The sequence below is a fragment of the Desulfoferrobacter suflitae genome (genome assembly GCF_022603395.1).
In the GTDB taxonomy this organism is placed as follows: Bacteria; Desulfobacterota; Syntrophobacteria; order Syntrophobacterales; family Syntrophobacteraceae; genus Desulfoferrobacter; species Desulfoferrobacter suflitae.
Genome location: NZ_JAIBKA010000002.1, coordinates 551724 through 573113 on the forward strand (window position 1 = coordinate 551724; position 21390 = coordinate 573113).

At 53.2% G+C, this 21390-nt stretch carries 18 protein-coding genes and 2 tRNA genes; 13 read left to right on the forward strand and 7 right to left on the reverse strand.

Annotated features, from left to right (window positions below; translation table 11 throughout):
- The first annotated feature begins 183 nt into the window (after positions 1 to 183).
- The 7 genes from K1V27_RS05235 to tsaE all read left to right on the forward strand — a co-directional run bounded on the left by K1V27_RS05235 (position 184) and on the right by tsaE (position 7323).
- The gene (locus K1V27_RS05235) at positions 184 to 1197 is read left to right on the forward strand and encodes a PhoH family protein (RefSeq protein WP_435051660.1); all 1014 of its coding nucleotides are present in this window, start codon (positions 184 to 186) and stop codon (positions 1195 to 1197) included.
- 13 nt (positions 1198 to 1210) lie between these two features.
- On the forward strand, positions 1211 to 3667 hold the full coding sequence (locus K1V27_RS05240; protein ID WP_258928504.1) for an HD family phosphohydrolase: 2457 nt from the start codon (positions 1211 to 1213) through the stop codon (positions 3665 to 3667).
- Positions 3564 to 4055 carry an rRNA maturation RNase YbeY gene (ybeY, locus tag K1V27_RS05245; RefSeq protein ID WP_258928505.1) on the forward strand — a complete coding sequence of 164 codons (492 nt, stop codon included), beginning with the start codon at positions 3564 to 3566 and terminating at the stop codon, positions 4053 to 4055. Before K1V27_RS05240 ends, ybeY begins: the two co-directional genes overlap by 104 nt.
- Positions 4056 to 4070: 15 nt before the next feature.
- Complete coding sequence (locus tag K1V27_RS05250; protein ID WP_258928506.1) at positions 4071 to 4787, forward strand: pyridoxine 5'-phosphate synthase; 717 nt, start codon at positions 4071 to 4073, stop codon at positions 4785 to 4787.
- Positions 4788 to 5168, forward strand: a complete 381-nt coding sequence (gene acpS, locus K1V27_RS05255) for a holo-ACP synthase (protein WP_258928507.1) — start codon at positions 4788 to 4790, stop codon at positions 5166 to 5168.
- 116 nt (positions 5169 to 5284) lie between these two features.
- On the forward strand, positions 5285 to 6850 hold the full coding sequence (locus K1V27_RS05260; RefSeq protein WP_258928508.1) for an NAD(P)H-hydrate dehydratase: 1566 nt from the start codon (positions 5285 to 5287) through the stop codon (positions 6848 to 6850).
- The gene (gene tsaE / locus K1V27_RS05265) at positions 6847 to 7323 is read left to right on the forward strand and encodes a tRNA (adenosine(37)-N6)-threonylcarbamoyltransferase complex ATPase subunit type 1 TsaE (RefSeq protein WP_258928510.1); all 477 of its coding nucleotides are present in this window, start codon (positions 6847 to 6849) and stop codon (positions 7321 to 7323) included. Before K1V27_RS05260 ends, tsaE begins: the two co-directional genes overlap by 4 nt.
- A 344-nt stretch (positions 7324 to 7667) precedes the next feature.
- On the opposite strand, the gene K1V27_RS05270 is transcribed toward tsaE, so the two are convergent.
- Positions 7668 to 7755 (reverse strand) — tRNA-Leu (locus K1V27_RS05270).
- Positions 7756 to 8032: 277 nt separating this feature from the next.
- Here K1V27_RS05270 and K1V27_RS05275 point away from each other — a divergent pair.
- Together K1V27_RS05275 and K1V27_RS05280 are read left to right on the forward strand one after the other, a co-directional pair.
- A tRNA-Ala gene (locus tag K1V27_RS05275) sits at positions 8033 to 8108 on the forward strand.
- Between the two features lie 294 nt (positions 8109 to 8402).
- A complete protein-coding gene (locus K1V27_RS05280; RefSeq protein ID WP_258928512.1) occupies positions 8403 to 9884 on the forward strand; it encodes a DNA recombination protein RmuC in 1482 nt (493 codons plus the stop codon).
- A 237-nt stretch (positions 9885 to 10121) separates the two neighbouring features.
- Here the strand turns inward: K1V27_RS05280 and K1V27_RS05285 are convergent, their stop codons facing one another.
- From K1V27_RS05285 to K1V27_RS05295, 3 genes are all read right to left on the reverse strand, one after another.
- Entirely contained in the window at positions 10122 to 10472 is a 351-nt protein-coding gene (locus K1V27_RS05285) for a cupin domain-containing protein (RefSeq protein WP_258928513.1), read from the reverse strand.
- Positions 10473 to 10676: 204 nt separating this feature from the next.
- Positions 10677 to 10877, reverse strand: a complete 201-nt coding sequence (locus tag K1V27_RS05290) for a hypothetical protein (protein ID WP_258928515.1) — start codon at positions 10875 to 10877, stop codon at positions 10677 to 10679.
- A gap of 23 nt (positions 10878 to 10900) precedes the next feature.
- Positions 10901 to 11128 carry a hypothetical protein gene (locus K1V27_RS05295; RefSeq protein ID WP_258928517.1) on the reverse strand — a complete coding sequence of 76 codons (228 nt, stop codon included), beginning with the start codon at positions 11126 to 11128 and terminating at the stop codon, positions 10901 to 10903.
- Positions 11129 to 11289: 161 nt separating this feature from the next.
- Here K1V27_RS05295 and K1V27_RS05300 point away from each other — a divergent pair, with 161 nt between their 5' ends.
- The 3 genes from K1V27_RS05300 (at position 11290) to K1V27_RS05310 (ending at position 16112) form a co-directional block, all read left to right on the forward strand.
- Positions 11290 to 12552, forward strand: coding sequence for a CoB--CoM heterodisulfide reductase iron-sulfur subunit A family protein (locus K1V27_RS05300; protein WP_258928519.1), 1263 nt, complete (start codon positions 11290 to 11292; stop codon positions 12550 to 12552).
- Positions 12553 to 12557: 5 nt separating this feature from the next.
- Positions 12558 to 14774, forward strand: a complete 2217-nt coding sequence (locus K1V27_RS05305; protein WP_258928521.1) for an FAD-dependent oxidoreductase — start codon at positions 12558 to 12560, stop codon at positions 14772 to 14774.
- 150 nt (positions 14775 to 14924) lie between these two features.
- Complete coding sequence (locus tag K1V27_RS05310; RefSeq protein WP_258928523.1) at positions 14925 to 16112, forward strand: 4Fe-4S dicluster domain-containing protein; 1188 nt, start codon at positions 14925 to 14927, stop codon at positions 16110 to 16112.
- Between the two features lie 126 nt (positions 16113 to 16238).
- Here the strand turns inward: K1V27_RS05310 and K1V27_RS05315 are convergent, their stop codons facing one another.
- Genes K1V27_RS05315 through K1V27_RS05325 form a run of 3 tightly spaced genes read right to left on the reverse strand, consistent with a single transcriptional unit; the run spans position 16239 to position 20682 of the window.
- Positions 16239 to 17372, reverse strand: a complete 1134-nt coding sequence (locus tag K1V27_RS05315; RefSeq protein ID WP_258928524.1) for a lipocalin-like domain-containing protein — start codon at positions 17370 to 17372, stop codon at positions 16239 to 16241.
- A gap of 26 nt (positions 17373 to 17398) precedes the next feature.
- A complete protein-coding gene (locus K1V27_RS05320) occupies positions 17399 to 19990 on the reverse strand; it encodes an FtsX-like permease family protein (RefSeq protein ID WP_258928525.1) in 2592 nt (863 codons plus the stop codon).
- Positions 19978 to 20682, reverse strand: coding sequence for an ABC transporter ATP-binding protein (locus tag K1V27_RS05325; RefSeq protein WP_258928526.1), 705 nt, complete (start codon positions 20680 to 20682; stop codon positions 19978 to 19980). The genes K1V27_RS05320 and K1V27_RS05325 overlap by 13 nt, the downstream gene beginning before the upstream one ends.
- Positions 20683 to 20920: 238 nt before the next feature.
- Between K1V27_RS05325 and K1V27_RS05330 the strand changes: the two genes are divergently transcribed.
- A complete protein-coding gene (locus tag K1V27_RS05330; protein ID WP_258928527.1) occupies positions 20921 to 21376 on the forward strand; it encodes a universal stress protein in 456 nt (151 codons plus the stop codon).
- The last annotated feature ends 14 nt before the right edge of the window (positions 21377 to 21390 follow it).

Here is a 21390-nt window from a genome sequence, read left to right on the forward strand (position 1 = left end):
GCACGTGTAACTCACTCAATTTCAATGCATTTTTTTAAATAGAAATTTTCTATTTGCATGCTCATGCAGGGGGGAATTATAGAAAGGTTGTCGGGACTGCAAATAGATGTTAGCTATTTTAGCTTTACCCAGTCCTGCACAGGTTGAGAATTTGAATTGAAGACCCCTCATTTCATTCATGGAGTGAGTACGAAAAAGAGACTTCAGAACAAGGAATATGGGGATATAGTGGCGCAGCTTTCCTTTGACGACAATCTGCTGGTTCAACAGCTTGCTGGAGGGCAGAACAGCCACATCAAAATCATTGAAAAGCAGCTCGATGTGCGCGTTCATCTTCGCGGGAATCAGTTTTCCATCACGGGAGATCCTGCGCAAGTAGACTTGGCAATCCGTTTGCTTAAAGAACTGGCGGACTTGATACAGAGTGGTCACCCCCTCTATGCAAGCGACATTGTGTATGCTATCCGCATTCTCAGCGAAAACATGAACCGCAGCTTAAAAGACATCTTCCTCGATCGTGTTTTTATCGCCTCCAACAAGCGCACAATAACACCCAAGAGCGTAAAGCAAAAAGAATACATTGAAGCCATTCGGCAGCATGACATCGTATTTGGCATTGGGCCCGCCGGGACCGGCAAGACGTATCTGGCCATGGCCATGGCGGTGGCGGCCATGAGCAAAGAGCTGGTTCGTCGTGTGGTGCTGGTTCGCCCGGCGGTCGAGGCCGGAGAGAAGCTGGGATTCCTGCCGGGCGATCTGGCAGAAAAAGTCAATCCGTACTTGCGCCCCCTGTATGATGCCCTCCACGATATGATGGATTTTGAAAAGGCCTCCGGTCTCATTCAGCGGGGAGCAATTGAGGTTGCTCCCCTGGCGTTCATGCGAGGACGCACACTGAATGATGCTTTTGTGATTCTTGATGAAGCTCAGAACACCACCACCGAACAGATGAAGATGTTTTTGACCCGGTTGGGCTTGAGCTCCAAGGCGGTCATTACCGGCGACATCACCCAGATCGATTTGCCCGAAAACAAGACTTCCGGCCTGGTGGAAGCCATCGAGCTTCTGCGAGGTATTCAAGGCATAGGATTCGTGTTTTTTTCCAACCGGGATGTTGTGCGCCACCGCCTGGTTCAAGAGATCATCCAGGCTTACGAGCGGGTCGAGGGCCGCAGGCTTAGGTCTGATGCCAGTTAACGGAATTTAAGCCATGAGCAGGGAAAAGCGCGACACGGATAAAAATAAGAGCAAGACAAGAGGACTTTTGCAGCGCAGAATATTCCCGCTGGCTGTGCGCGACACTTCGTTTCAGAAGGGGATCCTGCTGGCGGGACTCAGCCTTATCATAGCCGTGCTGCTCACTCCATCATTTACAGTCAGCAATCCTTCCTATGAGCTTGGCGATGTAGCTGACCGCAATATCAAGGCAAGGCGGGATTTTCTCATAGAAGACGAGGAAGCGACCTTGAGCAGGCGCGAAGAAGCGTTGCGTCAAGCGCCTCTGGTGTACGATTTGGATGAAAGAGTTGCTGACAGCGCGCTTGCCAAAGTGCAAGCAGCTTTCGAGAGAATGAGAGCAGTGTTGGCCCAGCAAGACAGGGCCACTCTCGCGCCTGATCGAGCTATCGAGTCCGGGACTCACATGACGCCCCCCTCCGACCAGGAGGTCCTTGGGTTAAAAAGAGATTTTGAAGTTGTATTGGGTGTCCATCTGAAAGACGAGGTCTTTCTTACCCTCGCCGAGGGAGGATTTAACGAGCAGATGGAAAACATTTTATGCCAACTGCTCAAGAATGCATTTGAACAAAAAATCGTAGCCAACCAGGCTCTGCTGCGTGATGCTCTCAATAAGGAAATTGTGGTACGCAATGTAGCATCCGGAGAAGAGGTCGTTTTACCGCCCCCTCACCCGTTTCCGGACCTTCAGGAAGCGCGGAAAGCTGTGCGCATGCGGGCACTTGATGAATCTCTGGAAACCGGACAGTCCCTGGCCCTCGCTTTTCTGGCAGCACAACTTCTCAAACCCAATCTCACCTTCAGTATCGGTGCCACAGAGGCACTTCGGCAACAGGTGCATGAGGCTGTCAAACCCGTGTATTTGCAGGTGAAAAAGAATGAAATGCTCGTGCGAGAAGGGCAGAAAATCGGACCGGACGAAATGCTGCGCCTTAAGGCGTATCAACAGGGGCGGTCAACGCGGCACCCTTCGATCGTCTTTTTCTCCATTTTTCTTTTCAGCGGACTCTGCATCCGCCTTGTAGTCCTGGTTTCCCGCCAGCACTTGCCAACCTATCGGATGGGGTCTGAGGATTTAATATTTTTAGGGGTGCTGCTGGTCTTGCTGCTGACGACAGCCCGATTTACCCTGTGGATGTCGGATATCGTGGGAGACAGCTCGGGTGTGTTAACGGGCGATGCGCTGGTCTACGCCATTCCCATGGGGGCAGGGGCCATGCTGGCCGGCATTTTCTTTGGCGTCACTGTGTCGCTGATTTTCTCGTTGGTTGCGACGATCTTCGCCGGCATGCTGTTTGGCATGGATTTCTGGCTTTTCTTTTATTTTTTATTTGGCTCGTTCGTGGCCGCTCATGCCGTAACACCCTGCAGAAATCGGATGATCCCCATTAAGGCGGGCCTTCTGGTGGGGGCCGGCAACGTCATATTGATCGTGCTGAGCGCTCTCCTCAACCAGGATTGGGTCATTTTGAAAATTCTGATGAATGCCTTCTTTGGATTTTGTGGCGGTATTTTTTCCGGCATTCTTGTTACAGGCCTTACCCCTCTCGCCGAAATGGTGTTCGGTTACACCACTGATATCCAACTCCTCGAACTGGCCTCTATGGACCAGCCTCTGCTTCAGGAATTGATGATGCAGGCTCCCGGAACGTACCATCACAGTATTATTGTAGGCAACATGGTCGAAGGAGCGGCTAGATCCATTGGCGCTAATTCACTGTTGGCGAGAGTGGCCGGTTACTACCATGACATTGGTAAAATCAGAAAACCTCATTATTACATAGAAAATCAATTTGACTGCCAAAACCCTCATCACAAACTTGCTCCTTCCATGAGCAGTCTTATTTTGATGTCGCACGTCAAGGAAGGGGTCGAACTGGCCCGGCAGCATCGCCTGGGAAAGTCGATTATTGACATCATCAGCCAACATCACGGCAAGAGCTTTATCTCATTTTTTTATAACAAAGCCCTGGACGCCAGGGAAAAGGCGCAAACGAGCAAGCGTTCAGAGCTCCCCCCCATTGATATAGATGACTATCGTTATCCCGGTCCCAAGCCCCAGACCAAGGAAGCGGGCCTGGTCATGCTGGCCGATGTGGTGGAAGCGGCGTGCCGCTCTCTCTCCGATCCGACGCCGGCAAGGATTAAAGGATTGGTTAATCGACTGATCAACAATATTTTCAGCGATGGCCAACTGGAAGAATGCGAACTGACACTGAAGGATCTCCATCAAATAGCCAAGCATTTCAATCAGGTCCTGGCTACTGTGCACCACCGAAGGGTTGAATACCCAGTCGCCCAGGCTGCTAATGGAAAGGCTAAGACCGATGCCGGTGATTCAAGTCAGCGTGAACCAAAGCAGGATAAAGATCGATCATCTCCGGCTCGAGAGGGCGGCCAGGGCGACCTTAAACGCCTTGGGCTACACTGACGCAGAATTGAGCATAACAATTGTTGACGATGCGGAGATGTTATCGTTGAATCGGCAATATCGGGGAGAGGATTCCACAACGGACGTACTGTCGTTTTCTCTCACCGAAGGGGAATTCGCCGATGTCGAACCCCACATGCTGGGCGATGTGGTCATCTCCGCCCCGACGGCTGAATGGATCAGCAGACAACACAATGTGGCGCTTGCCTCAGTGCTGGATCTCCTGCTTGTTCACGGGATCTTGCACCTGGTCGGCTATGACCATGAACAAGGAGACGAACCAGCCCAGCGAATGGACATGAAGACCATGGAGCTCATGAAATTGCTGGGTCACCGGGAAACCCATTTTGATTGGTTTTGGAATCATGGTGCTCAGCTGTTCAGTTAACATGGAGGAGGAATTGTGGCCAAATTAGCAATCAACGTGGATCACGTCGCCACCGTACGGCAGGCACGACTGGGTGCCGAACCCGATCCGGTCACCGCAGCAGCCTTGGCTGAACTGGCCGGAGCTCAGGGAATCGTGGTGCACTTGCGTGAAGATAGACGTCACATTAAGGATCGCGATGTCGAACTCCTGCGACAGACCGTCAAGACGAGACTCAATCTGGAAATGGCTGCGACCAAGGAAATGATCGATATCGCTCTGCGCATCAAACCCGATCTGGTCACTCTGGTTCCCGAGAAAAGACAGGAACTGACCACCGAGGGCGGGCTCGACGTGGTTGCACAAGAGAGCTCTCTGAAGGAGGCTCTGCGGGTGTTGCATGACGGTGGCATTGCGGTCAGTCTTTTCATCAATCCGGATCCGCTTCACGTCGAAACAGCCCAGCGGGTCGAAGCGGATTTTGTTGAGATTCACACCGGCACCTTTGCTGATGCGAAGACCCTTTTCAGGCGACAGGAAGAATACGATCGCATTGTGGCCGCCGTCAAACTGGCGGACGAATTAAGATTGGGCGTGCATGCCGGCCACGGGATCGACTATCAGAACATCTTTTGGCTGAGAAACATTGCCGAGATAGAAGAATACAGTATCGGCCATGCGGTGATCGCCCGGGCGGTGCTGGTCGGGATAGAACGCGCAGTGCGGGAAATGATTGCTTTGGTGAATGGATAGATGGCGATTTATGGCATAGGCATTGATCTGGTTCAGCTCGACCGGCATCAAGCCATGTTGAGCCGATGGGGGAAGCGCTTCGAAAAACGAGTTTTTACCCCCTTTGAATGCAGGGTCTGTGCGGATAAAAAAGATCAAGCCGCCTGCCTGGCCATGCGCTTTGCGGCCAAAGAGGCTTTTGTCAAGGCCCTGGGAACCGGCATGCGAACCCCTGTACGCTGGCTTGATATCGAGGTCCGCAACGACCAATTGGGGAAGCCCGAGATTTTTCTCTCACAGCGCGCACTGCGTTTCTGTGAAGAAGTCGGTATCACAGGCTGGCACCTGAGCCTTACGGATGATGGAAGGTACGGTGCGGCCGTTGTGGTTGTCGAAAGGTAGATGGACCGCGGACCATCACCGCCAGGGCTTTAACCAAGCGATTCATCTTCCGCACCCGCCGATCAGCCACGGGCTGGCTATGCCCCCATGCGATAGACAGGATCAGGAGAGTAGCGATGCGGCTTGTAACTGCCTCGGAAATGGCACGGCTGGACAGAATAACCATAGAGGAAGTGGGTGTTCCGGGCATCGTGCTGATGGAAAACGCCGGCCGTGGGGCGGCAGAGTTTTTTCAACAAGTGATACCGAACCTTCTCGAATGTCGTATCACAATCTTAGCCGGCAGCGGGAACAACGGCGGAGATGGATTTGTTCTGGCACGCCTCTTCCATGATCGAGGTGCTGCAGTGAGTGTCGTGTGCCTGCGGCCTCCGGAGAAGCTCAAAGGCGACGCCCTTGTCAACTTCCAGATACTGTCCAAGTTGCAGGTGCCCGTCATGGTGTGGGATGAGGCCGCAGAATTTGAAAAACAGTTCGAGAGCATCAAAGCAACCGATGTTATCGTTGATGCTATACTGGGGACGGGTCTCAACAGCGACGTGCGCGGCCTTTTTAGAGCAATAATCGAGGCAGTCAACGAGCTCAATTTGCCGGTTTTGGCTGTGGACGTTCCCTCTGGGCTCGATGCGAGTACGGGTAAAGTACTAGGGGCCGCCATCCGAGCGAGGGCGACAGCCACCTTTGGTCTGGCCAAAATTGGTCAGATAGTCGATCCCGGGGAAGAGTACGTCGGGACCCTCAAAGTGATTGATATCGGGATTCCCAAGCTGGTTCTTGAAGCAAATGCTCCACAACGCTATTGGATGGATGAAGATTACCTGTCCGGCTGGCTTTCCCGCAGGAGTGCGTCAGTGCATAAAGGGCAGGCCGGCCATGTGGGGGTCCTGTCGGGGTCGAGAGGCAAGACGGGAGCGGCAACGTTGATCTGCGAAGGGGCCGCTCACGTCGGGGCCGGTTTGGTGACCCTGTTTATCCCGGCCAGCCTGAATCCCATAGTCGAAGTCAAATTGACGGAGATGATGACGCTCCCCATCCCCGAAACGGAGGAACAATCGCCGGACCAAGCGGCGCTTCCCGAAATCCTGACATTTATGCAACAGAAGCAGGTGCTGGCAGTGGGGCCGGGGATTTCTCTCCATCCGGGCACTCGAACCCTGGTAGCGGGACTTTTGCCGCAAGCGCCGTGCCCCATGGTGCTGGATGCCGATGCCCTCACTATCTTGGCCGACCGGCTTGAGTTGCTCAGGGCAACGAGTCAACCTTTGATTCTGACTCCCCATCCGGGTGAAATGGCTCGCCTGATTCGTTGCTCCGCGTCGGAGGTGCAGCAGAATCGTCTTGCTATTGCAGCGGAATTCAGTCGCCAATGGGGCGTGACTCTGGTACTTAAGGGTCATCGAAGCATCATCGCAGCTCCTGACGGCAGACTGGCCGTCAACGGTACCGGCAACCCCGCCATGGCCAGCGGCGGCATGGGAGACATCCTGACCGGCATGATAGCAGGTTTCCTGGCACAGGGATTGGACCCTTACCAAGCGGCCTGCCTGGGCGTTTTCGTACACGGTGCGTCGGCGGATCGGCGCATGGCCAAAGTGGCTTCACGGGGCCTTCTGGCATCCCAAATTTTGGATGAAATTGCACATGTTATTGGCTGCCTTGAAGGCAGCTCAAAGAGCAGATGAAGCACCTGACGCTCAGCTCTGCAAATGAGGATTACAGCTGTGAGCTTGGCCGGCGCATAGGAGCAATGCTGGCGACGGGGGATATTCTTGCCCTGTGGGGGGAACTGGGTGCCGGCAAGACGCTGCTTGCCCGCGGTATAGCTCGAGGATTGGGTGTGCCGTCGTCCATTCCGGTAACCAGTCCTACCTTTACTTTCATAAACGAGTACCACGGCCGACTGCATTTGTATCATCTGGACCTATACAGGCTCGGCGACTGGGATGAGCTGGATACTCTCCCGTGGCGTGAAGCCCTCTATGGTACAGGCGTGGCCATCATCGAATGGCCGGACAGGCTGGGACCCTATCTCCCCGAGGAACGCTTTGATGTGCGCATCACCATCACCGGTGATGCAAGTCGTAGCATTGATATCATCGCGCATGGGGACCTTCTGTCAGAACGCCTGGCTGCGTGGTCCGGCAAGCTTGCTTAGGCTTCTTTCTGCGGCATTGGTGCCGGTCGTTGGAGTCGTCTGCAAAAATCTTCCGGGATGGTATGAGGAATAGAGGAGCTACGTGAGGATTGGGCATTGAAGGCGTGTCCATCTATCCGGGGACTTGGCACAGTTCGGCGCAGGCATTGCGGGAGCATCTTGGCTCTGCTGACATCCAGAGACTGGTTGGAGACAAAACCACGGCTGCATTGGAAAGGTACTTTCAGGTGAGCTTTAAGGAACTGCGTGGAGAGTTTGCTTTAACTCGGACTACCGGACCACCACTGCCCCGCAAACCAATGACCACCGACGAAAGCTAAGTACGGGTGGTCGTTAGGCAACTCTGGTGCCGGAGGAGAGACTCGAACTCTCACGGGCGCAAGGCCCACTGGATTTTGAGTCCAGCGCGTCTACCAGTTTCACCACTCCGGCCAAGAGGATACCTAAATAGCCAAATGGCTTCATCGTGTCAAGAAAAATTCCACCCGTATTGGGCCGCTGCCGGTCCATTTTGAAGGGACACCAAAGCAAATTCTTCTTCAGACCGGAACACGCTGCTGCGTTTGGCGTGCCATCGATGGTGACTCGGAAACACGGATACAGAACGGAGATCACCGGCCGCATCGAGCAAATAGTTGGGTGGTCAAAGGGCCGAGCCAAGAAAAAAGTTGACATTCCCGGTCGTTTTTTGTATTCATACGCCACCTTTGGGGCTGTAGCTCAGTTGGGAGAGCGCTTGAATGGCATTCAAGAGGTCAGGGGTTCGACTCCCCTCAGCTCCACCACAACAATGAATGGCCCGGAGGTAGTGCCCCGGCCTTTTTTATTTGTACGGATCCCCCCCCCGGCATCGAGCGTTTCCCGTTACTTTCAACAGGCTGGATGGTGGGAATCCCAATATTTCGGATAGGCACCCCGCTACCCACCGATCCAAATCGCAATGCCATCGCCGGCGTCATTAGAAAAAATATGGGAAAAGAGTTGTTGCCATGCAGGAAGTTGTGCCGTTTATTTTACCTTGGCTCATTCCCGCGGTCTGCTTCTTAGTCGGCCTTTTGTTCTCCTGGTGGTTTTTCCGAATGAGAATCGAGCGGCTTGAAGAGCGCGCCCAGTCCGCTTTGGATTTGGCACAATCGTCCATGAGCGAGCGCCTGGCGGCCAAAGACCAATACATCGTAGAATTGAAAAATTCCCTCGACGATGCTTTCTCTCAATGCACCGGCTTGAGAAGTGAACTGGAGCTGCAGTCCGAACGGCGGGTGAGAGCTGAAGAGCGAAACTTGCGGATTCCGGAGCTGGAAAGATTGCATGCGGAAGCCCATGAACACATTGCGCAATTGCAGGCGGAAAAGAGTCAATTGGCTGTCAGACTATCAGAAGTTACCGCAAAATTTGAAGATGAGCGCAAAATTTCCGGGGAGAAGCTGAGTCTTCTGAACGCGGCGCAGACACAACTGGCAGATGCATTCAGGGCGCTTTCCGCGCAGGCTTTGCGCTCGAACAATCAGTCCTTCATCGATCTTGCCAAGGCTACCCTGGAGAAATTCCAAGAAAGCGCAAGAAATGATTTGGATTCGCGCCGCAAGGCCATTGGCGAATTGGTCTCGCCCTTGAAAGAGGCTTTAGACAAAGTGGATGATAAGATTCGAGCAATCGAACAGGCTCGAACGCATGCTTATGCAAGCCTGTATGAACAGGTCAAATCGCTCTCTCAAACTCAGCTGCAGTTGCAAAAAGAGACCTCTAATCTTGTGCGGGCTTTGCGCGCGCCCAATGTGCGGGGACGCTGGGGAGAAATTCAGCTGAAGCGGGTGGTAGAGGTTGCCGGGATGCTTGAAAATTGCGACTTTGTGCAGCAGCAATCGGTGACAACCGACGGCGGACGATTGCGACCGGACATGATCATCAGGCTGCCCAATCACAAGAACGTCGTGGTCGATGCCAAGGCCCCCTTGCAGGCATATCTGGAAGCGTTGGAAACGCAGGATGAGGCGAACCGCGTGCAGAAACTGCAAGAACATGCTCGTCAAATTCGCTCACACCTGTTGCAGCTGTCGAGTAAAGCCTATTGGGATCAATTCAATCCGACTCCGGAATTTGCCGTTCTTTTCTTGCCCGGTGAAACTTTTTTCAGTGCGGCGCTGGAACAAGACCCCGGTCTCATCGAATTCGGGGTTGAACGCGGAGTGATTTTGGCGACGCCGACTACCCTCATCGCCCTGCTGCGGGCCATTGCTTACGGTTGGCGGCAAGAGCAAATTGCTCAAAATGCGCAGGCGATCAGCGAGTTGGGTAAAGTTCTGTACGATCGCATTCGGGCCCTCGTCGGACATTTCTCAGAAATGCGCAAGGGACTGGACAAGGCAGTGTACGCCTATAACAGGGCGGTCGGTTCGATGGAGGGAAGAGTGATGGTCGCCGCCAGGCGGTTCAAAGATTTGGGTGCTGCGAGCGGGGAGGATATTGCACCCTTGCAGACCGTCAGCACCAAGACCCGCAATATGCACGGCCTCGATCAGTCAGATCTCCCTGCCGGTGCTGAGACGAAAAAGGGCGATTGAATTCCGGTGAATCAAACGGTCAGGTGTTTTGAATCGGGTGCTGAGAGATCAAGTCTCATCACACCGAGCAGGAGACCGTCGGGGGGTTGAGTGCGCGCCATTCCGCCATTCCTTGGATCCCCGCATCGAGCCCGGCACAAACGCCGGAATGTGGCAATCATGCGGTTGTGTTGAATTGCTGCCGCCGTGGTGGTGCAACGTCGGCATGATGTAGGGCCGGCCTTCCACAACGCGCTTTTAGATCTCCTCTACTCCGGAGGGTATCAGGCAGACAAAAGTCAGTACTTCTGTACCGGTGTTTTTCAGCTGGTGTTCTTCATTGCCCGGAACGAATATGACGCTGCCCCGGGCGATTTCAACCCACGCGCCGTCTCTCCAGACTGCTCCCGTCCCCGCGTGCACGAATATCTCATGTTCCCAGCTGTGTGAATGTTTAGGGGTGTGCCCGTCAGGCGAGAGCTCAAAGATTCGCATGCAAAAATTGGCTGCACCGTCCGCCTGGCCGATGACGACCCGACCGGTCACTCCCTTGGCCGGATCAGCATTGAACACTTTTGCTTCGGCTGCGGAATAATGAATCACTTTCATGCCATCTTCCTTGAAAGTTGAAAAGTTGCGTGGAAACAACCAGCCTTGCCGGCAGGACATGGTACGGTGTTGGGTGGAGCACAGGCCAAACCGCAAAGGACCCCCTGCACCCTTTAATGCCGCCGACTCTCACGAACCGGCCGGCAACCGGGTGAAAAAGACTCACACAAGAGCCGCGAGGGGTCCTTGAGTGACAAGAAGATGTCAGGATAAAAATTTTTTTCTGAGGTCATCCCATGGGGCGAAGAGGGCGAAGACTACCGCTGAAATCAGATAAATGGCCAAGATCGATGCCGGGAACGTCGCATAAAGCAGGACATAAACCGGAAATAACAGTGCCAAGGACAAGGCCAGCTTAATTCCTATCTCGATCCATTTTTTGGTTTGATCCTGTCTTTCTTCCATACTCCCACTCCATTTTTGTATGGTTAGCATTGCCCGAACACGGCTTTTCTTTGACTAAAAAGATAAGGCAATTCTTTTCCTGGAAGAAGTGCTCGGCTCAAAAACATAAGCGAGATAGCGCCTTTTTGCAAGGGGAATGACCGGCTTGGTGATCTTTTTTTCACAATTTCTTCCCCAACGGCTGCCTCTTGCCAGTGCTCAAAGACGCCAACAATTCCCAAATAAAGGGAAAACTTCTGAAGTTGTCCCATCTTTTTATTTGCATGGAATCACCTCATTGTGTATATATGCACATGATAATCTAACCCAAATGAATTAGCCCACATTCTCAGCAAATTGGGTTGGCGGAGATTACGCCCAAACGCTAGCGGGGTTCTCGATATATTTTTTCAATCACCTTAGGAGGATAAGCATGGCAAACGCAGTAACGCAGAGTATTCTGGTGGTCGGAGGCGGCATGAGCGGACTCAGCGCCGCAATCGAAGCAGCAGAAGCGGGCCACGAAGTCTACCTGGTAGAGAAGAATCCGTACCTCGGAGGACGAGTGGCTCAGCTTCATCAGTACTTCCCCAAGATGTGTCCCCCCTATTGTGGCCTGGAGATCAATTTCCGCCGTATCAAAAATAATCCCAGGTTTCGATTCTACACCATGGCTGTGGTGGAATCGATATCCGGGGAAGAGGGGAACTGGGACGTTTCCATTAAGATTGATCCGCGCTATGTGAACGAGAAATGCACTGCCTGTAATAAATGTGCGGAAGCTTGCACCATGGAAATCGACAATCCGTTCAATTATGCGATGGACAAAACCAAAGCCGCCTACTTGCCCCATGACATGGCTTTCCCCATGCGCTACGTGTTGGATCCCGCCCTGGTGAAAAGCGGTGAAGCCCAAAAGGTGAAAGAGGCATGCCCCTATGATGCCATCGATCTGGACATGCAGCCTCAGACGGTGGAGCTTAAGGTCGGCGCCATTATCTGGGCCACCGGTTGGAAGCCGTACGATGCCACCAAGCTGGATAACCTTGGTTTCGGCAAATATCCCAACGTCGTTACCAACGTTATGATGGAACGTTTGGCCGCTTCGAACGGTCCCACTCAGGGCAAAATTTTGCGCCCATCCGATGGCAAAGCTCCGCAAAACATTGCCTTTGTTCAGTGTGCCGGGTCCCGCGATGAAAATCACCTGCCCTTTTGTTCGTCCATCTGCTGTTTGGCTTCCATGAAGCAGTCGACCTATGTGCGGGAGCAACTTCCGGATGCCAAGGTTCACATTTTCTTTATCGACATTCGGGCAACAGATCGGCTGGAGGATCTGTACAGAAAAGCGAAAAAAGATGAGAATATCGTCTTTTTCAAAGGCAAAGTGGCCAAAATTGAAGAAGACAGCGCTACCAATAATTTAGTCCTGCGGGTCGAGGACACTACCAGCGGGACCCTGCACGAAATCACCATGGATATGGTAGTGCTGGCAACCGGTATGCAGCCAAACACCGCTGAAGATGCAATTCCCACCCCTGTTTCGTATGATGAATATGGGTTTGTCTCTGCATTGGGGGCCAAGCCGGGATTGTATGCCGCCGGCTGCACGAGAACTCCTGTTGGTGTCTATGAAACCGTTGCCGACGGCACGGCAGCAGCACTTAAAGCCATCCAGTCCATTGCCAGGAGGTAAACTCAATGGAGAAAAAGATCGCCGTATATATTTGTTCAGGGTGTGGCATCGGAGATGCCTTAGACATCGAAAAGCTCAGCGAAGTGGCAACCAGTGAATACAAGGTGCCCGTTTGCAAAACGCATGCGAATCTGTGCAGCCAGGAAGGAGCAAAGCTCATCCAGGATGACATCGCCAGCGAGGGTGTCAACAGCATCGTTGTGGCGGCCTGCTCACCGCGAGTCATGTATGATGTTTTTAATTTTGAGGGGTGTGTTCTGGATCGGGTCAACCTGCGGGAACAAGTGGTTTGGTCGCAAAAACCTAACGATGAAGACACTCAGATGATGGCCGAAGATTACCTGCGCATGGGCATCGTCAAGACCACCAAAATGGAACTGCCCGAACCCTATCAGCCGGACCAGGAAATGTCCAGGGATGTACTGGTGGTCGGCGGCGGCTGGACCGGCTTGAATGCCGCTCTAGAAGCTGCAGAAGCCGGACGTTCCGTGGTGCTGGTTGAAAAGGAAGCGCAGCTGGGCGGGTTCCAAAAGAAGGTCAAACAGAAGGTCACTTTTCCCTACAAGGAAATGAAAGCCAACGATATCGATGAATTGATTGAAAAGGTCAAACAGAACAAAAATATTACCGTTTACACCGGAGCCAAGATTGAAAAACTTGCAGGCGGGCCCTGTGTGTTCAATGCCTCCATCAAGCAGAATGGAGCGACTAATGAACATCACATAGGGGCAGTTGTGCTGGCGGCAGGCTGGCGGCCTTATGACCCGAACAAACTGGATAAGAAATTGGGCTTTGGCGCGTCCCCTAACGTGATCACCAATGTCATGTTCGAAGAAATGGTGCAGGCGGGTCCCATCGCACGACCAAGCGATGGGCAGCCGGTGAAAAATGCCGCTTTTCTGCAGTGTGCCGGGCAGCGGGATCCGAAGCATCTGGGATACTGCTCAACCATTTGCTGTGTGACGGCCCTCAAGCAGGCCATCCAGGTCAAGCAGGAAAATCCTGAAGCCAATGTTTTTGTGCTCTACAAAGAAATGAGAACTCCGGGCCAGGCTGAGGATTTCTACCGTAAAGCCCAAGAAGAAGGCGTGCTCTTTCTGCGTTGCCAGGACCCCGAGGTGCTGACCAATGGCGCCGGATTGGGAGTGAAGGCTCACGACGAGTTGCTGGGCGAAGAAGTTATCCTGGAGGATTTGGACTTGGTGGTCCTGGCGACTGGAATGGTTCCGGAAACTTCATTCGGCAAGGACTTCAAGGAACTGGTAAAAAAAGAAGGTGAAGAAGAAGCCAGCGATGTGCCGGTAGACACCGTCATCGTTTCCGACATTCTCAATCTGGAGTATCGTCAGGGACCTGAATTGCCGGGGCTGCGTTACGGTTTCCCCGATTCCCATTTCATCTGCTTTCCCTACGAGAGTCGACGCACCGGGATCTACGCCGCGGGCTGCGTGCGGCGCGCCATGGGCACTGCCAGTGCGGCTGAGGATGGCGCCGGTGCGGCCATGAAGGCCATCCAGTGTACCGAACTCACCATGAAGGGCGCCGCGGTTCATCCTCGGGCCGGTGACATGACCTATCCTGAATTCTTTATGCAACGCTGTACACAGTGCAAACGCTGTACTGAGGAATGTCCTTTCGGAGCCATCAATGAAGATGAAAAGGGCAATCCTCTGCCTCAGCCTACCCGTTGCCGCCGTTGCGGGGTGTGTATGGGGGCGTGTCCGGAACGGATCATTTCGTTCAAGAACTACTCTGTGGGCATGATTGGGGACATGATCAAGGCCATCGAAGTGCCGGATGAATATGAAGAAAAGCCGCGCATTGTGGTATTGGCTTGCGAAAATGATGCTTACCCTGCTCTGGATATGGCCGGATTGCGCCGCATGAGCTACAACGCCTGGGTTCGGGTGGTTCCCCTGAGGTGCCTCGGTTCGATGAACTTGGTGTGGATTGCCGACTCGTTGTCCAAGGGCATCGATGGCATCCTGCTGTTGGGTTGCCAGCACGGGGACAACTATCAGTGCCATTTCATTAAGGGCAGCGAACTGGCCGAAATACGCTTGAGCAAAGTCAAAGAGACTCTTGATCGTCTGGTGCTCGAATCTGAGCGTGTCACCTTTGAAACGATATCCATTACTGACTATCACAAGCTCCCTGCTCTCCTGGATGAATTTGCCGAGACACTGGAAGGAGTTGGACCTAACCCATACAAAGGTTATTAGGTCGGCTGTCGCATCGTTCAAGAAAAAGCGGAAGTGCCGCAGGGGGAATCGAGAGTCCGAGGCTTTTTATGGGCTCTCGATTCGCGCGCCGGGTGCAGCGCTTCCAGAAAGAGGATTATATCTGGAAAGATGACATAAGGAGGCAAATGGATGAGCGCCAAAGTTGACACCAGTATTATGAAAGATCTCAAACATTTTGGGCTGAAAGACGCCCATAAGTGCTTCCATTGCGGGAATTGCACGGCGGTGTGCCCGCTCTCGACACCCGAAAATCCTTTTCCCAGGAGGTTTGTACGCTATATTCAGCTCGGGCAAAAGGACAAGATTCTGCATGCGCCGGAGCCCTGGCTCTGCTATTACTGCGGCGATTGTTCAACCAATTGCCCGCGGGGCGCCGATCCTGGTGAGGCAATGATGGTGACCAGGCGATATCTCACTTCCCTGTACGATTGGACGGGATTTTCCAGAAAGTTTTATACGTCGGAAAAGTTCGAGATCATTGCCATTTTGGCGGTCGCCATACTGGTCGGTCTGGGGATGCTGCTTTTCAACACGGGCAATCCCAATTGGGAGCATGCCCATCTGAACTCCGTATGGCCGTCGCATGCGATCGAACTGGCCGATCTGGGCATGGCTGCCATCTTGTCGTTTTTGCTGTTGACCAATGTGTTTCGCTGTTTTCGGTTCATCATGGGCGACCTGGCTTTCAAGATTCCTGTGAAGATCTACGCCAGTAAGCTCAAAGAGCTGATAGTGCATACGCTTACCCAGAAAAAGTTTGGCAAATGCACCGACAGGATGCAGTGGTTTGTGCATCTCATGATCATGACGGGTTATGCCTCAGTGTTTCTCATGGTGGTTGTGTTCATAAACGGACTCACCATCGAGAACCTCAAGTTCCAGCGGGATGTGATTTATCCTTTGTGGCACCCGTGGCGGCTGGTGGGTTACTATTCGACTTTTGCCATCATGTACGGAACGACCTACGCCATCATAGGACGTCTGAAGAAATCCAAAGCCCCCTATAAGAATTCGCATCCGACCGACTGGATGTTTCTCATTCTGCTGCAACTGACCACCCTTACGGGTATTTTCGTGCATATCACCAGACTTGTGGACTGGCCTTTGCCAACCTACGGTCTTTACATTGTGCACATGATGGTTGCGGTACCGATGCTGGTATTGGAAGTGCCCTTCGCCAAGTGGGCACACTTGGCCTATCGCCCGCTGGTACTCTACCTGCTCAAGGTGAAGGAAGCCTATTTGCAGGAACAACCAGTGGGAGCGGAAGAGGTATCTGCCGAGGTGGCTTCCGCTGAGGCTGTGGCATCGGAATAGTGCCGGCTCGATGATGCAGCATGATTGTGGAGGGAGCACCGCCTGATGAGGGTGGTGTGACCTGCAAGTGAACTTTGGCCACGAACCTCACAGAGGTTACGTGGCCTTTTTTCACTGTTGCCGTGTTCACATCGGTGCGTCGAACTTCTTTGCATAGCCCGTCAGTTCAACGTAGCCCGCCCCGTGCAGTGCGTTGCCCTCAATGCTGCCATTTGCCGAGACGCTTCCCTCCCAATAGGTGACCCGGGTGCTTTCGGGGGTGAGCATTTCCTGGTCTGCCAGAGTGGGACGGACGATAAGTTCCAAGTCCAGGGGCTTGATGCGAATGCGCCATCGGGCTGGATAAATGGCAGCAGAACGGGGGCTTTCCCAGACCTCCAGGATCTCTACATCAATCATTTCTCGCGAAAGATGTTGTACCCGCCCGGCCGGCTCCACAAAAGTGCCGCTCGAAGCCGGGCTGTATTCTCCGTCGTCTTGCCTCAATAAGTAGATCATCAATTCCGTGTTATCGTTAAATTGCAGACTGAACCAATCCCACCCGACAAGATCCGCTTCCAGGGGTGCCGAGCTAAACTCGTGATCCATCCACGCAAGCCCTTTTACAGGGTATTCCTCGTTCTGGAGGAAAACAGAGCCGGTTGCCTGCAGGCGGGTCATGGAGTAATAGCAGCTGGCGCTTTCCTTTTTGCGGCCTTTCAAGCTGTATCCAGAATTGCCGTGGGGGACAGGAGACTTGGCGGGCTTCAGGGTCAGCTGCACGGAAAAATCGTCGGTTTCGGCACCGAGCTTGTGTATGTGGGGCTCAATCCTGGCGTACCAGTGCTTCAGGAAAATGCTGGTGCTGTCACCCTCCTGGCTCGCTCCCGCCATCCCGAGGGCCGCTCGCGCCATCTGCTCGGCATGGAAAAAGTCTTGTCCGGGGATGTCTGTGAGCGCGGCGTGAGCCAGATACAACTGATCAGTGCGCCACGCCGAAGGCGATTCGGGTGGATACCTGACCGTGGCGGGTGGAGTCACTCGACTACGGAAGAAAGTCAGCTGAAAGCCGAATCCATGCCCCTCTTCGCTTTCCAGGTGGCCTGTGTAGTACCACCATTCCGTGCGAAAATCCTGGTGTGGACCATGATCTCTTGGAAAGTGAAGATTGCACGGACCTGTAACGCTTTTGAATTGCTTTTCAGCATAGCCTGAGGTGGGCAATGCGGCGCCCAAAAAGAACATAACGGGCAGCAGCAGAAGTTTTGTTATCCACACCATGGGATCATCCTTATGGATCCGAGGGGTTAGCGCTCGCGCAGCAAAGATGCAGGGGATTGCCGGAAAGCCATGCGGCTTGCCGGTATTGCAGCCAGCAGCGCGGTAGTGAAGATCAAAGGGAGTGAGGCGGAGAGCGAACCCCAATCCACGCTATAAAGAAATGTCCAGCCGAAAGACTGCCGATTGATCACATAAATGAGCAGGCGGGAAAGGATAAATCCACAGCCCGCGCCGAGGATCTGCCCAGCGGTAACCATGAGCACCGCTTCCCAAAATATCATTGCGCGTATCTGTCTGAATGAAGCTCCAATGGCGAGTAGGGTGTTGAGCTCACGGGTACGTTCGAGTACCAGAACCGTCAAAGTGGTGGTGATGCCAAGAGCCGCTACGAATAGTGCAATGAGTAATAAGACGGTCGTGATGGCAAAGGTCTCATCGAATATTCTGAGAATCTCGCGCCGCAGGTCACTTCCAATGGTGACAACAACACCCGGGGTGTGTCTCACAATGCGGTACAATTGCTGCATAATTGCCTCCCTGGAGGGGCGAGGGGGCGGCTGGTCATTTCGCAAAAAGACGCGCGTTCCTGTCCACGTGAGATCCCCGGTGAGCTTCTGGTAATGTTTGAGTGAATAATGAAGAACTCCGCCCTGGGTGCGATAATCCCTATAGATGCCCAGGATCGGCATGTTGAAATCGGCACCGCCTACTTTGGCGTGAAAATATTCACCGATCTTTAAATTCAGCTGGTTTGCCATCACCTCGGAGACGATCACCCCTTCCCCCTTGGCCAGTTGCTGCATTATTGCCGGTGAATCACCTTCCAGAAAAAGCAGCCTGCCGTACTTCGAAAAAATGCTGAAGTCGATGGCTTCAAACAAGTAGCGGATGTTTCCTTCATAGAGATATACTCGCCTGTAAGGCAAGAGGTCGATGCGGTCCTGCATGCTCTCGAGCTGTTCGACAACCTTGCCGGGCAGAGGGTCGCGATATTCATTGACGCTTCCCGTTTGTGTCTGCAGGAACACGTCACCCCTGATACTCTGATTGACCCAGGTCTCTACCGTATTGCGAAAACTGTGCACCATGATGACCAGCGCAACATAAAGGGCCATAGCAGTGATGAGGGCCCCCACCGAAATGGCTATTCGGCTGCCCGCATCCCTCATATAGCGACTTCCGAGATAGGCGGGTTGCCCCCCCACATACCTGAGCAGAGGGGGTAAAAATGTCCCCATAAACGCGAGGAACCAGGGGGATAGCAGCGAAAAGCCGGCGAACAGGAAGAATGTCGCTACATAACCGGAAAATGGAACATGAGAAACTCCAGCCAGCTTCGGTAACGGCAAAACGATTGTGATCAAGAACAGGCCCACAAAGGCCGGAAAAATTAACGGCTTGTGACCAGGCAGTGACCGGTCGTGCATGAGAAAGGCTTCTTTGGGAGGAACGCGCACTGCTTCTCGAGCAGGCTGATAAGCGGCCAAAACCGATATCAGGAGAGTGACACAAAAGGACAGCAGCACTTCCCATGGATCGAGTTTCAATCGATCCACATTTACCCGAACGAATAGGTGAGTAATAGTGGCGCTCACACTATGCAATAATTTGTGTACCATAAATGAACTGATAGGTATGGCCAGGAGCCATCCAACGATCCCCAGAAATGCCCCTTCGGTAATGAAAAGCCAAAACAACTCCTTGGAGGAGGCCCCCAGGGAACGCAGGATTGCCAGTTCGTGCCGGCGCGAGGTTGCATTGAGGGAGACCAGGCTGTACACGAGAAACATCCCTACGAACAGCGAGACGAAGCTTAATACCGAAAGATTGAGCCGGTAGGCATCGATCATCATTCGACCGGCTTCTCTTGCCTCCGATGGTCGCGATAAAATGACTCCGGCAGGGAGAGCAGCGCGGATCCTTTCGATGTCTCTCACGGTTGCAGTGGATTTGAGAAGGATATCAATTCGGTCGACAACTCCATGCAGTCCTGTAAACTCCTGCATGCTTGCAATGTCAGTGATTGCGACATATCCGGCGTCGGCCAGTGCCAGACCCTGGGAATTAAGCACACCCAGGATGCGAAATTTGCTGGAACGGCCGAAGTACTTTAATTTGATGTCGCCGCCGCTCTCCAGGCGAAGACTCGCCATCAGCTTGTGGGTCAACAGCAGGGTTCCGGGCTGCCCTATCAAATCAAGCCAGGTGGAGGCCGACAGAGCATCTGCATCCATCTGCCAGGGGCGAAGCGCGCGGTCGAGAATCGGGTCAAGTCCGATCAGCAGGAATTCTCTGGCAGCTTGTTCCCCCGCCTGCACATATGTTTTCAGTAATGGGGACGCGGTCTTGACGCTTGGATTTTTCAACAGATCGGAGATCAAGGTTTCCGGTACCCGCCCTCCCGGCTTTACCACTGACCAGTCAGCCCGACCGGAAATGGTGTCCATGCTCTGTGTGAATGAGTGCAACGAAGCATTGACAGCCAGCCTGACGCTGGTGAACACGGCCGCCCCCAGGCCGATTCCCAGCAGTACCGCCAAAGCACGCCAGCGATGGGCATAAAGCTGACGATAACTGAACCACGTCCAGAGCCTTAAAAAAAGAGTCAAACTTCGCATAGGGATTCGGTAATCAGCCCGTCTTTGAGGCAGATGTGAGAGGTGGCATAAGGGTCGGCAAGGGAACTGTGGGTTGCGACAATTACGGTCCTGCGCGAATTGCGATTGAGCTCTGAGAGCAATTCAATCACTGTCTGACCGTTGAGGCTGTCCAGGTTGCCGGTGGGTTCATCGGCCAAAATAATCTCGGGATCGTTAATCAATGATCGGGCAATGGCGGTGCGCTGCATTTCACCGCCGGACAGTTGAGCGGGTCGATGGTTATCCCGGGATTTTAGATTCAGCCAATCGATCAGCTGCCTTGCCCTTGGTTTGACCTGGACCAGTGGATCGCCCGCGAGCAGCGCGGGAAGACATACGTTTTCCAACACAGTCAGGGTGGGAAGCAGGTTAAAAGACTGGAAAATGATCCCCACTATCTCCCTCCGATACCGGACGAGCTCTGCCTGTGAGGCATCCTGCAGATCATGTTGGGCGACAACAAGACGACCCCGGGTGGGTTGATCCAAGCCTGCGAGCAGAGCCAGCAAAGTACTCTTTCCTGAACCACTGTTACCCTTCAGCACAACAAATTCGCCTCTGCCGATGCGGAGGCTGACATCTCTAATGCCGGTCACTTCAGTGGCACCCATTGAGTATACACGAGTTAGGCCTTCGGCGCGGATGATTGCACTGTCATCATTGATCAGCATGGATTAGCGATTCTCCAGACTCGTTAGGATTGAGCAGCCAAGCTTGTTCATCAAGACGGTCTTACGGGACCGGCAAAATTGCATGAGACAACCTGAGAGCTTATTTTTATGAGCACAACCTTGAAAGTGTCGATGAGATTATGCAGTACCGGCATTTGGGACGCAATGAAATGAAGCCGGTATGAGGATAATTTCACTGTGAATCATAATCGGAAAAGGGACAGGGAGGTTTAAAGTCATGGTGGTAAAAAAGATTTTGTGGCCGACAGATTTTTCCGCCGCCGCGGCGGTAGCCGAATCTTATGTTCAGGGACTGTCACAACAATTCAGTGCGGAGATTCATTTGATTCATGTGGCTGAGGATTTGACCCAATATGAACATTACTGGGGAAGTGGTCCGGACAGCAAGCACATCGAGGAGCTTAATGACTTTGCGGTGAAGGTTTCGCAGGAGCGGCTCGAGCAGCTCTGCAAAGAAAAGCTAACCGGGTGTCCACGCTATGAGATACACATTACGCGCGGCGATCCGGCCAAGGAAATACTGAAGACGATCGATGAAATACGTCCGGATCTGGTAGTCATGGCAACCCATGGGATGAAGAGCAATTTCCCTTTTGGCAGTGTCGCCGAGCGCGTCGTGAAGAACTCCCCGGTGCCCGTTCTCACGATTAATCCGGGGCGAGCCCAGAGGTAGCACATTACAGTTTT

Bases quoted from the DNA above. Each gene is read 5' to 3' on its own strand.
- K1V27_RS05300 (WP_258928519.1), top strand. From the start codon at position 11,290: ATGGCAAACGCAGTAACGCAGAGTATTCTGGTGGTCGGAGGCGGCATG.
- ybeY (WP_258928505.1), top strand. From the start codon at position 3,564: ATGCCGGTGATTCAAGTCAGCGTGAACCAAAGCAGGATAAAGATCGAT.
- K1V27_RS05285 (WP_258928513.1), bottom strand. From the start codon at position 10,472: ATGAAAGTGATTCATTATTCCGCAGCCGAAGCAAAAGTGTTCAATGCT.
- K1V27_RS05290 (WP_258928515.1), bottom strand. From the start codon at position 10,877: ATGGAAGAAAGACAGGATCAAACCAAAAAATGGATCGAGATAGGAATT.
- K1V27_RS05320 (WP_258928525.1), bottom strand. From the start codon at position 19,990: ATGCGAAGTTTGACTCTTTTTTTAAGGCTCTGGACGTGGTTCAGTTAT.
- K1V27_RS05305 (WP_258928521.1), top strand. From the start codon at position 12,558: ATGGAGAAAAAGATCGCCGTATATATTTGTTCAGGGTGTGGCATCGGA.
- K1V27_RS05260 (WP_258928508.1), top strand. From the start codon at position 5,285: ATGCGGCTTGTAACTGCCTCGGAAATGGCACGGCTGGACAGAATAACC.
- tsaE (WP_258928510.1), top strand. From the start codon at position 6,847: ATGAAGCACCTGACGCTCAGCTCTGCAAATGAGGATTACAGCTGTGAG.
- acpS (WP_258928507.1), top strand. From the start codon at position 4,788: ATGGCGATTTATGGCATAGGCATTGATCTGGTTCAGCTCGACCGGCAT.
- K1V27_RS05310 (WP_258928523.1), top strand. From the start codon at position 14,925: ATGAGCGCCAAAGTTGACACCAGTATTATGAAAGATCTCAAACATTTT.
- K1V27_RS05240 (WP_258928504.1), top strand. From the start codon at position 1,211: ATGAGCAGGGAAAAGCGCGACACGGATAAAAATAAGAGCAAGACAAGA.
- K1V27_RS05295 (WP_258928517.1), bottom strand. From the start codon at position 11,128: ATGGGACAACTTCAGAAGTTTTCCCTTTATTTGGGAATTGTTGGCGTC.
- K1V27_RS05315 (WP_258928524.1), bottom strand. From the start codon at position 17,372: ATGGTGTGGATAACAAAACTTCTGCTGCTGCCCGTTATGTTCTTTTTG.
- K1V27_RS05325 (WP_258928526.1), bottom strand. From the start codon at position 20,682: ATGCTGATCAATGATGACAGTGCAATCATCCGCGCCGAAGGCCTAACT.
- K1V27_RS05330 (WP_258928527.1), top strand. From the start codon at position 20,921: ATGGTGGTAAAAAAGATTTTGTGGCCGACAGATTTTTCCGCCGCCGCG.
- K1V27_RS05280 (WP_258928512.1), top strand. From the start codon at position 8,403: ATGAGAATCGAGCGGCTTGAAGAGCGCGCCCAGTCCGCTTTGGATTTG.